Below are 9,050 nucleotides of genomic sequence, written 5' to 3' on the forward strand. Positions count from 1 at the left end.
AAGAGTACCTGAAAAAGGAAAAACAACTGCGGATAACTACGCCTAGAAGGCATCCAACCTCTACAATGCGTGCAGGACGCCTTCTAGCCTTGTTCGTTAGCTGCAAGTTTAAAAATGAAACTATAAGCAATGAAACCCAAAATAGAAACAGAAAAAGGTTGGACGGAAGTTGTGATAGATGATGATTGTGAATTTGAAAAGTTCTATAGGGCTGCCGACATTCTGCAAAATAAATTTAATATAGCTTTCACCAATAAACTCAACGACTTTGACTCATTATATTGGGACTTCATTTACAAAGAGAAAAGCTTAACACTGTTTTACAATATCTACGAGGGAGTTACAGTTTTCCCCAAAGCATATAAAGATTCCACTCAATCCGACAACCAGTTTGCTAAAGAAATCGGGAATAGGCTTTTTGAAGCTCTTATTGACCTCAATTGGACTGCCTTTGCCAATGGAAAGACTATTGGCACAAAGGGTTCAGAAAATGGAATAGTTACTTGCGACATTGAGAATTCAGGCGGGGCAAGAGTGACAGTTGAAAAAGATTGCGGTAACATCCCATTTGCTATTACAATTGGAATATATGGTTTAATGTTCCATACACATTATGAAAGTGATGCAGAAAAGGCCAATAATTATGTAACGGAAATTAAATTTAGAATAAATAAATTCTTTGACCTTTTTGATGTAGAAGAGGTAAGAAGAACCGATTTCTGGCAAACAAAATACGAGAGCCAATTAAATGAGCTTGCTGGAGTTTTTGATGAGACAAATTCATAAAAAAACCAGCAGCTAACAAAGGCTAAACGCCAGCCTCGGCCGACGGCCTAGCCCGTCGCTTAGCCAAACCGTTAGCTGACATAAGATTTATGAATAGAGAGCAAAAAAGAAAGTCTGAAGCTGATTTCAAGAAATCAGCTTTATATCGTATCCACAAGAAAAAGATTGACGACATAAAAAAATTAGAAACACGGTTTTGGCTTGATACAGAAAAAGGAGTAGATAAACTGTTGCATGTACTTCCTGAATTAGAAGATAAGATTGAGATTGAATACCCAGAAAATATTTCAAGTCGGATTTTTGGTTGTATTGATGGAGTTATCTTAATAAGATACAAGGATTATAAAGAAAAAAATAATGTTGAGGTAATGTTCTTCAACATTACAGTCAATGATTTGTTAAAAAGCTTGGCTATTCCTATTGAAAACGGCGAAGTAATAATAGATATGAGCATGTTCCGTGAATGGAATAAAATATATAACTCTACTATTAATGGTGTAAAATTTGAATTTTTAGAAATTGGTGATTTTAAATACGAAAACATAAGTCAAAAGTGGGAAGATACTTTAACTGACTTTAAAATGTTTTTACTAGGTAATAATCTAAATTTCACCTCTAAAACATCTGGTAACCCAACTAAAGACTTAATTAAGGAACTAAAACAAAAAGCACTTGACTTTCTTTCACTATTAAACAATGCAAGTGCAGAAGAAGAGATACAAAAGTTTTTAAAAAACAATCCTTTCTTATTACAACCATACTCACAAGTTATTCCAAAACAGAAACTAGGAGAAGATTTTATTACTGATTTTGTCTTAGTGAATATATTAGACCAAGGTTATACATACACATTCGTTGAAATTGAAAAAGCTTCAATGCCAATATTTACAAAAAATTCTGAATTCTCATCAGAGTTTAAGCATGCTGAAAAACAAACCTTTGATTGGGATATTTGGCTTGAAAGGAATAAATCTTATCTAGAAAAAAAACTCATTGGCCTAGAAACTCCTAAGTTTCTTATTATAGCAGGAAGAAGTACAAATTTAAATGATAATCAAAAAGCGTTATTAAGAGCTTGGAATAGGAGAAACTCAACTGCTGATTTTTATACTTATGATGACTTATTAACAAAGACAAATGAATTAATCAAAAACCTAGAAATGAATTACGGCAGCTAACAACACCTATAGCGCATTAAAACGCGCCATATCCTAACCGTTGGGCATAAGACTAAATAAAAACTTAAAATTTAAATATTATGAAGAATAAGAACCTCATTTACGGATTGGCAGGTATTTTAGCAATTGCGGGTTATTCAATGCAGATAATGCATGTGGAAAACGCATCATTTGTTCTAACTTTTGCGCTTGTGCTAGGACTTTCGATTCAAAGTTGGCATATAAAGCAACTAGATAAAAAACTAGAAGACGAAGTTGTTTAGAGTTTTCTTTTTGGCCCCTGGCACAAGCGTCTGCATGTGCTTTTTAAAAGAGTAAGCTTCTGTTTCTGGGCTGTTTTTGTGAAAGTAGGCCAAAAGCGTAGGCGCAAGCATACGCCTGCGCCCACGCTTTTGGCTCTCTCATGCAGAAACCGGAAAACTTTAAACAGCTTCAACGTAATGCTGCGTTAAAAGACTTATTCCCAAAGAGAATTAGAAAAAGGAACCTGGGCATTATAGGTAACCAGCTAGGCATACAGATTGACTACTTTCAGGCCCCCGGTTGGTTTCAGTTGGCTGGTGCGGCCGCTCTCATTGCTTCATTTGTCTTGCTGTTTTTCAACAAACTGATAGGTGCATGCACCTTCATCTTCACGCTGAGCCTAACTTTCATAGCCAACACATGGGGAGTTACCCTTCCAATGAATACCCTAGGTGACCTTGTAGAAAGGATAACAATGGATAATCTGATGAAATTGAGAGAAGACAAGTCGTCTATAAACCCAAAGGAGATAAGAATGACAATTTTAAAACGAATAGACCACCTCCAAGGGCTTGAAAAAAGAGAACTTGCACCGGAACAGAAAATAGTATTCGGCTGAACAAGCACAGGGCCTAACAGGTACCACTATTCTGCAGGGGACAAAGGCTTGGCACACGCCCGCGTTGCCGGCAGTAAAGAAACAGGTAAATTAAATAATGGAGAAGCCTAAGAGAGAAAGACATCCTTTTCAAAGATATATATGGAACTGTTTTTTATTGTTCATCCCAATTTTTATCTGGAATATAGCTCTGGCCCATAAACTCCCGAAGGCATTTCAGCCTGAAATCTTCTGGAATAAAATCCCAGCTTTTTTGACATATGGAGAAAATATCTCCCGGGTGATCATTGTTACGATCGCCTTAGGTATGCCCTTAAAAGTGGTAACAAGTCTACAGAAGAAAGGTCTGTTTCTTTATGCTACCGGAGCCTTACTGTACTTTGCCTCATGGCTACTTTTGATCTACGTACCAGATAGCCAATGGAGCAATACTTTCTGGGGATTTATGGCACCTGCTTATACACCGTTGTTATGGTTACTAGGAATGGGAATGATAGGTGATGCCTTCTATTTTAAACTCCCGTTTAAACGTTGGTATTTCATTCTGGCAGCAATTATATTTTTAGGATTCCATAACCTTCACACCTACCTCATTTTTAGCAGGACCCATTGATACCAGATGACTAGAGGCGGAACATCTTGTAAACTTCTATACCGCTAACTGTGCCCGGCAAATGCGACCTTGACTGTCTTACCGCCACTCTGATTTCTGTAAGGGAACTTTAACGCCAGTTTCTCCCCCTTCCGCAATCCTTACAACATGGGCTGTAAATGTTTGCACCTTTTCTTATTCCTAGCAGGGGCCCATACTACTCAATTAACTACATGCCTGAACTTTAAAGATTTCAGGTTCTTTTTCAATCACCTCACAGGGCTACAGGAGCCAAGCAGTCTCAGATGCTCCCCACTTTTGGCCTGCCAGAGCATCTGGTCGCGTTATGTAGGAACTGGACAAACTACTGCAGGACCCAATTTAATCACATCCAGGAAAGACTTCAGCCTAGTGATGTATCATGACGCCACCCCAGTTCTAAATGAGAAAGTACAATAGCGCCATTTCAACTATCTTTGCCAGGAGGACCATGCATGAACATTGGGGCAATGCCAGCTTTGTTCAACTTTTTGGCTTTCGTTTTCCCTGTGCCAGTATACCCAGATATTTGAACCATTTCAAAAGCAAACACACCCTCCCCAATATTTTAACGCTATATGAAGCCCACGTTGATCCTGGTCCTGTTCCTCGTATTCTTTTCTGGCAGGTTAGCCGCACAAACAAAATCTATTCATGAGCAAAAGTTTATCCCCATTGGCGGGATAGAGCAGTGGGTGACCATTAGCGGGGAAGATAAAACCAATCCTGTAATCCTGTTTCTGCATGGAGGCCCCGGCAGCAGCATGAGTCAGTATGATGACGCCATCTACGGCTACTGGAAAAAAGATTTTGTTCTGGTGTACTGGGACCAGCGGGGGGCAGGAAGGACCTTCGGGCGTAATGCGCCTGCTAAGGTCACCGAAGACTACTGGATAGAAAACCCATTGACGGTAGAGCGCATGACAGCAGACGGAATTGAGCTTTCTGAGTACCTGGTCAAACACCTTGGGAACCGGAAAATAACCATTATAGGAACCTCCTGGGGATCTGTATTGGGAGCCAGCATGGCTTTAAAGCGTCCTGATCTTTTCACGGCCTATATAGGCCATTCACAAGTGGTCAACGGAGAAGCAGGATTTCGGCGGGCATTTGAGACTGTTTCAAGATTGGCTCAGGCCGCCAAGGACCAGGAATCTATAAGCAAGCTGGTTGCCTTAGGCCCCCCACCCTATGATGATGCCAGAAAATCAGGCCAGCTCATGCGCATCGTCAAAAAGTATGAGCGGGAGAATTCAACTCCTGCCCCCGTTTCATGGTGGAAGGTGCGGAGCGAATATGACAATGAGAAAGACGCCAATGACCGGTATAACGGAGATGACTATTCTTTTCTCCATTACGCCGGCCATAAAGCTATGGGAATCAAATCTATGGAGGTTGGGATAGATTTCATGACAAATGGTTTCCAATATAAAATCCCGGTATACTTTATTCAGGGAGAGGAAGACATTTTAACTGCGAAAGAAGTCACCAAAGCATATTTTGACAAAGTGAAAGCCCCTGAGAAAGAGTTTGTACTTGTGCCTGGCGCAGCACATGGGCACAACCAGGCGGTGATTGACGCACAGTATAAAGCGGTAAGAAAAGCTTTAAAGCGATAGTATTCCAGAAGAACCAGGTCTTCGCATAAAGATGCGTTCATAAAACTGAGGGTCTCCCAGTTATATGAACTGCCGGCCAAAGGCTGCCAGATAAAGTTGTTTACCATCAACCACAAGGTGTGGCTTTCTGTCAAATTAGTTCAGAGAAGAAAGCAGTTTTGAGATTTCCGTTTGCTGCATATAAAGGTGCCTGTGAAAGCGCCTGCTTGTGCCCTCGTTTTGGGCCTGTTTTCACAAAAACAGCCCAGAAACAGAAATTTACTAGTTGATAAGCCATTAGCGGATGCTTGCGCCAGAAGGTTAAAAGAAAACTCTAAACCACATTTTTGTATAAAGCTTTCTTTTAAGCGCTTGTTTAAATTTTGGTTTTGCGAGCGAAAATTGGGAGCCAAAGGTTCTGACGAAGCGTTTTTTGAGCCGCATAGCAGTGCTATGGTGGGAGAAAAATGCGATGTCAGGTTCTTTTGATACCCATTTGCAGCGGAAAAGACAAATTTAAACATGCTCAAAGCTGCAAAGCGCCACACAACTGCCTGCGCTCACACCTTCTATGCCCCGTCACGCTGCTATGAGGCTCAAAAGCTGCTTCCGCAGAACCTCTCTCTGGCACACTTTGCCAGTAAACTCAACATCTCATCATGCGCTGATCAAAACCAATAACTACAGATTACCAGCCCCTATCTCTTCTCTGCCTTGAAAGGCCCATGAAAAAAATTATCAACTGATCTATTGAAGTTTCGTAAAATCATTTACCTTTGAAATGCAAAGTACTTTAATTAATCACCTCACCCCCCGACGTTTGACAACCATCCTAATGAGAATCGCTGAAAAACTTTACAAATCTTAGTGACATTACAGGTATTTTTTTACCTTTTAACTTTGAACAACAAAGTACTTTAACTACAAACTAAATTCAATTTTTCACCTTAAAATCCACGCATTATGAATCAGCAGCAACATTTGCCAGCCCACTCCAACCAACCCATGGTCTCTGTAACCCCTGTATTGGTGGGTACCGTGATAGCCTTTCTGGCCATCTCCTTTTTTGTTTTCGGAGTTGATGTCCCACATCCAGAATGGGGCCAGTTCTGGCAGATCAGGCCTTTGACCCTTACCCCTTTAGCCGGTGCAGTGGGCGGAGCCTGCTATTCTTTCCTTCTCCACCTTAGTTCCCGTGGCACTTTGAACAAAACCTTAGCCCTTGTACTGGGAGTGGCTATTTACCTCATCGGGTTGTTCTTTGGTATTGTCCTGGGCTTAGACGGCACCATGTGGGATTAATTTCTCCTTCCTGTTCCATAAAATAAAGTCCATACACCCATGAAAGAGCAAATCCGCATCAGCCTAAACAACCCCAAGCAGCTGGAAAAACTGTACCGGGAGAATAAGGCCTCCTTCAGGCGGGAGTTCAGCGCCCTCTACCCAGAGGTAAAAGGCACCGCCCTGGCTGACTTCTGGAATGAACGCCTACACTACCAAACGGAGGAGCTTACCTGGGGCACCAGCCGGGAGTTGGTATTTGTCATAGTTGCTGCGTTGGTGACAGGGTTTATTGCCAAAATTCCGGCACTGTTTTCCATTCATGAAGCGTATTTCTACCCCAGGAATATAGGGTTCATCATTTTCCCGGCCTTAACGGCCTATTTTGCCTGGAAGAATAAGCTTTCTGCCGGTACCGGCGCCTTGTTGGTGGGTGCCACGTTAGCAGGGCTTCTATTCATCAATTGGCTGCCTGCCACTCAGAAGAGCGATACCCTCCTTCTGTCTTGCGTTCATTTGCTCTTGTTTCTGTGGTCTATCTTAGGCGTTTCTTTTGTAGGGAGGCCGCAAAACTCGCTGGACAGAAGACTGGGGTATCTCCGGTACAATGGTGACCTGCTGGTCATGACCACGTTAATAGTACTAGCGGGTGGCATCATGACGGGCGTTACCATTGGGCTCTTCTCCCTCATTGGGTTTCAAATTGAAGAATTCTATTTCCAGAATGTGGTAGTCTTTGGGCTACCGGCAGCCCCCATCTTAGGCACCTACCTTACCCAAACCAATCCGCAGTTGGTTGGGAAAGTTTCACCCGTCATTGCCCGGATTTTCAGCCCCCTGGTACTCATCATGCTGGTGATTTATCTGGCGGCAATGGTGTATTCTGGCAAAGACCCCTACAATGACCGGGAGTTCCTGCTTATTTTTAATGCGTTGCTGGTTGGCGTGATGGCCATCATCTTCTTTTCAGTGGCAGAAACTTCAACGTCGGGTAAAGGCCGGGCAGAAGTCTGGGTTCTGTTCTTGTTGTCTGCGGTTACGGTGCTTGTAAACGGACTGGCCCTGTCTGCCATCTTGTTCAGGATAACTGAGTGGGGAATTACCCCTAACCGCGCCGCCGTGCTGGGAGGAAACCTGCTCATGCTGCTCAACCTTCTCTGGGTGACCTCCCAACTTTACCAGGTCCTTTTAAAGAAGTCTGACCTCACCCAGGTAGGCAAACCCATTGCTGTTTTCCTGCCCCTCTATGTGGTTTGGACCATCATTGTAACGTTTTTATTCCCGCTACTCTTCGGGTTTAGGTAAGGGCGGTGGCAGTGTACCCTTGGGCTAGTGTAACATTCGGCCCACAGGCTAAAATTTACCACCCAAGGGGCCGGTGAAGCTCAACATGGGCAGCCTCACCGGCACTATGGCGGGAGAAAAAGGCCAACGCCAGGTTCTTGCAAAGGGAATTTTCAATACAAATGACAAATACTAACATGCGCTTATTACAGAGAAGGAATAACCAATGGGAAAAAACGTAAATCTGGAAAGTATCTTCAACTGGGCGTTTGGCGTCTTACTGGTGGCAATAGGCGTATTGAACCTGCTGTTGGTGCACCCCGTTCCGGGCATTGCCTACTTTCTTCTTGCTTGTATCTACCTGCCTCCAGCCAGCTTCCTGCTCAGGAAATGGTTTGACTTCACTGTTCCGTTATTGCTGAAAATCCTGTTCGGGCTGGTGATCCTCCTGTTCACCCTTGGGGTGAGTGATTTAGGTGACATGCTAGACAAATGGTAGAACTAGACATAAGCAAAGAAAACCGAGTCGCCCACGCTTCACTACAGGACAGATGCGTATCTCAACCAAATTAGATCGGCTTTATGCACAAGCAAGGGGTAACCGGTGGCTTTATCTGTTTGCCATCTTCAACAGGGTGGCACTGGCCGCAGGGTTTCTGCCTTCAGGCATGACAAAAATTCTGGGGGAGCGGTTTACGGTGTTATCGGTGAACCACCCCATGGGGAATTACTTAGAAGCCCTCTACCATACCGGGTACTACTACACCATGATAGGGGTGTTGCAGGTGGCGGCGGCCCTTCTGTTATTGATCCCCAGAACCGCCCTCCTGGGTGCCCTCCTCTACTTTCCCATCATCTTTAACATCTGTATTCTATCACTATCGGTGCGGTTTGAGGGGTCATTTGTCACCTCACTCTTAATGGTGCTGGCCAACTTGTATCTGCTTTGCTGGTATTACCCCACCTGGAAACTGATCCTCCCTATCAAGCATGAAACCGCACCCGCAGCCCTGCCCCGGTGGAAAGAGTTGAACACAAAATTCCCAGCCATGTTCTTTGCGGGAGTTGGGGTTGCCGTGGCATTGGTGATGGTGTGGTTCTTCTACGGGTATGAACTAATGCCTTACAACAGCCTAAAACAATGCCAAACGCAGTGCCCCGAGACTGACTACCCGGCCGCATGCTTCAATTTCTGCGACTGTATTCATCAAAACGGCCAATCCCTTGCAAAGTGTTTAGAAGCGTATGAGCTCTCTAAGGAATGAGTGCCCCCTTCACACCTCTACGTTCTTCTCCCATCTTCGCCGGGTCTACAAAAAGGAGCCGTTGAAGGATCACAAGCCTCTTTTACCCCATCCGGCACCGGTGCCCTTCAAGAGGGATTGGCAAAACCCCCACTCCTGTTTTCGGCCTGTTTTTCAGAAAACAGG

10 protein-coding genes are annotated in these 9,050 nt (G+C 43.6%); all 10 read left to right on the forward strand.

The features are described 5' to 3' along the window. Positions 1-129 precede the first annotated feature (129 nt). The 10 genes from A8O25_RS21355 to A8O25_RS21400 all read left to right on the forward strand — a co-directional run bounded on the left by A8O25_RS21355 (position 130) and on the right by A8O25_RS21400 (position 8,885). Positions 130-786 carry a hypothetical protein gene (locus A8O25_RS21355; protein ID WP_066839545.1) on the forward strand — a complete coding sequence of 219 codons (657 nt, stop codon included), beginning with the start codon at positions 130-132 and terminating at the stop codon, positions 784-786. A gap of 89 nt (positions 787-875) precedes the next feature. Continuing rightward, the gene (locus A8O25_RS21360; RefSeq protein WP_066839547.1) at positions 876-1,964 is read left to right on the forward strand and encodes a Shedu anti-phage system protein SduA domain-containing protein; all 1,089 of its coding nucleotides are present in this window, start codon (positions 876-878) and stop codon (positions 1,962-1,964) included. Between the two features lie 80 nt (positions 1,965-2,044). Continuing rightward, positions 2,045-2,227, forward strand: a complete 183-nt coding sequence (locus A8O25_RS21365) for a hypothetical protein (RefSeq protein ID WP_066839548.1) — start codon at positions 2,045-2,047, stop codon at positions 2,225-2,227. Between the two features lie 140 nt (positions 2,228-2,367). Further along, on the forward strand, positions 2,368-2,826 hold the full coding sequence (locus tag A8O25_RS21370) for a hypothetical protein (protein ID WP_066839550.1): 459 nt from the start codon (positions 2,368-2,370) through the stop codon (positions 2,824-2,826). Positions 2,827-2,923: 97 nt separating this feature from the next. Then, the gene (locus A8O25_RS21375; RefSeq protein ID WP_066839556.1) at positions 2,924-3,439 is read left to right on the forward strand and encodes a hypothetical protein; all 516 of its coding nucleotides are present in this window, start codon (positions 2,924-2,926) and stop codon (positions 3,437-3,439) included. Between the two features lie 596 nt (positions 3,440-4,035). Further along, on the forward strand, positions 4,036-5,076 hold the full coding sequence (locus A8O25_RS21380; RefSeq protein WP_082893820.1) for an alpha/beta hydrolase: 1,041 nt from the start codon (positions 4,036-4,038) through the stop codon (positions 5,074-5,076). 942 nt (positions 5,077-6,018) lie between these two features. Continuing rightward, complete coding sequence (locus tag A8O25_RS21385; protein ID WP_066839558.1) at positions 6,019-6,357, forward strand: potassium transporter KefB; 339 nt, start codon at positions 6,019-6,021, stop codon at positions 6,355-6,357. A gap of 39 nt (positions 6,358-6,396) precedes the next feature. After that, on the forward strand, positions 6,397-7,641 hold the full coding sequence (locus A8O25_RS21390) for a hypothetical protein (RefSeq protein ID WP_066839560.1): 1,245 nt from the start codon (positions 6,397-6,399) through the stop codon (positions 7,639-7,641). A 205-nt stretch (positions 7,642-7,846) separates the two neighbouring features. Beyond that, positions 7,847-8,119, forward strand: a complete 273-nt coding sequence (locus tag A8O25_RS21395) for a hypothetical protein (RefSeq protein WP_066839562.1) — start codon at positions 7,847-7,849, stop codon at positions 8,117-8,119. A gap of 169 nt (positions 8,120-8,288) precedes the next feature. Then, a complete protein-coding gene (locus A8O25_RS21400; protein WP_241499120.1) occupies positions 8,289-8,885 on the forward strand; it encodes a DoxX family protein in 597 nt (198 codons plus the stop codon). The last annotated feature ends 165 nt before the right edge of the window (positions 8,886-9,050 follow it).

This window comes from Rufibacter ruber, assembly GCF_001647275.1.
GTDB lineage: Bacteria > Bacteroidota > Bacteroidia > Cytophagales > Hymenobacteraceae > Nibribacter > Nibribacter ruber_C.

Bases quoted from the DNA above. Each gene is read 5' to 3' on its own strand.
- A8O25_RS21355 (WP_066839545.1), top strand. From the start codon at position 130: ATGAAACCCAAAATAGAAACAGAAAAAGGTTGGACGGAAGTTGTGATA.
- A8O25_RS21360 (WP_066839547.1), top strand. From the start codon at position 876: ATGAATAGAGAGCAAAAAAGAAAGTCTGAAGCTGATTTCAAGAAATCA.
- A8O25_RS21365 (WP_066839548.1), top strand. From the start codon at position 2,045: ATGAAGAATAAGAACCTCATTTACGGATTGGCAGGTATTTTAGCAATT.
- A8O25_RS21370 (WP_066839550.1), top strand. From the start codon at position 2,368: ATGCAGAAACCGGAAAACTTTAAACAGCTTCAACGTAATGCTGCGTTA.
- A8O25_RS21375 (WP_066839556.1), top strand. From the start codon at position 2,924: ATGGAGAAGCCTAAGAGAGAAAGACATCCTTTTCAAAGATATATATGG.
- A8O25_RS21380 (WP_082893820.1), top strand. From the start codon at position 4,036: ATGAAGCCCACGTTGATCCTGGTCCTGTTCCTCGTATTCTTTTCTGGC.
- A8O25_RS21385 (WP_066839558.1), top strand. From the start codon at position 6,019: ATGAATCAGCAGCAACATTTGCCAGCCCACTCCAACCAACCCATGGTC.
- A8O25_RS21390 (WP_066839560.1), top strand. From the start codon at position 6,397: ATGAAAGAGCAAATCCGCATCAGCCTAAACAACCCCAAGCAGCTGGAA.
- A8O25_RS21395 (WP_066839562.1), top strand. From the start codon at position 7,847: ATGGGAAAAAACGTAAATCTGGAAAGTATCTTCAACTGGGCGTTTGGC.
- A8O25_RS21400 (WP_241499120.1), top strand. From the start codon at position 8,289: ATGACAAAAATTCTGGGGGAGCGGTTTACGGTGTTATCGGTGAACCAC.